The sequence below is a fragment of the Streptomyces sp. NPDC058231 genome (assembly GCF_042882275.1).
Lineage (GTDB): Bacteria > Actinomycetota > Actinomycetes > Streptomycetales > Streptomycetaceae > Streptomyces.
Genome location: NZ_JBHVWN010000191.1, coordinates 1 through 1,079, shown reverse-complemented (window position 1 = coordinate 1,079; position 1,079 = coordinate 1). Strand labels below are relative to the sequence as shown.

Below are 1,079 nucleotides of genomic sequence, written 5' to 3'. Positions count from 1 at the left end.
GGAGGTGGATGGGGAGCCGGTGCAGCGGGTGGTGCCGGTGGAGCGGGCTCGGGTGGAGTTGGTGGTGCGGTCGTGTGCGCCGGGTGGTGTGGCTGCTGCGTGTGGGCGGGTGTTCGATCTGGCGGTGGATCTGCCGGTGTATGCGGAGTTGGTCGATGGTGGGGGTGATGAGGTCACGTTGGTGGTGGTGATGCATCACATTGCGACGGATGGCTGGTCGATGGGTCCGTTGTTGCGGGATCTCTCGGTGGCGTACGGGGCTCGGGTGCGGGGTGTGGTGCCGGAGTTCGTTCCGTTGCCGGTGCAGTATGCGGATTATGCGTTGTGGCAGCGGGATCAGGGTGATTCCGATGGGGTGCAGTTGGAGTTCTGGCGCAAGGAGCTGGCCGGGCTGCCCGAGGAACTGGCCCTCCCCACCGACCGCCCACGCCCCGCACAGGCATCCCACCGCGGTGGACGCGTGCATCTCCCGGTGGACCCACAGGTGGAGCAGGGGATCCGCGAATTGGCTCGTGCGCATCAGGCGTCGCCGTTCATGGTGGCGCAGGCCGCGACGGCCGCACTGCTGACGGTGCTGGGGGCCGGGACGGACGTTCCGCTGGGCACGGTGGTGTCCGGTCGCAGTGACGAGGCGCTGACCGACCTCGTCGGCTTCTTCGTGAACTCGGTGGTGCTGCGTACGGACACGAGTGGCGATCCCACCTTCGCCGAACTGCTCGACCGGGTACGGACCACGGACCTGGCGGCGTACGAGCACCAGGAACTGTCCTTCGACCGCCTGGTGGAGGATGTGCAGCCCGCCCGCTCCCTCGCCCGCCACCCGCTGTTCCAGGTGGCCCTGTCCTGGGAGAGCGACCCGGAACCGCGGCTCGAACTGGCTGGAGTGCAGACCACCGCCGGCGAAGTTACGCTCAACGCGGCCAAGTTCGACCTCGAGTTCGGCTTCGCCGAGGACCCCGGAGCCGGCCTGACCCTGGTCGTCGGCTATGCGGTGGATTTGTTCGATGGGGTGTCGGTGGAGTTGTTGGGTGGTTGGTTGTTGCGGTTGTTGGGGGTGGTGGTGGGGGATCCGGGGGTGC

The 1,079-nt window shown here is 67.8% G+C and carries 1 protein-coding gene; it reads left to right on the top strand.

Annotation, left to right across the window (positions count from 1 at the left end):
• Nucleotides 1-109 precede the first annotated feature (109 nt).
• The coding region (locus ACFVXE_RS39230; protein ID WP_389678604.1) for a condensation domain-containing protein at nucleotides 110-1,079 on the top strand (970 nt) is incomplete at its 3' end.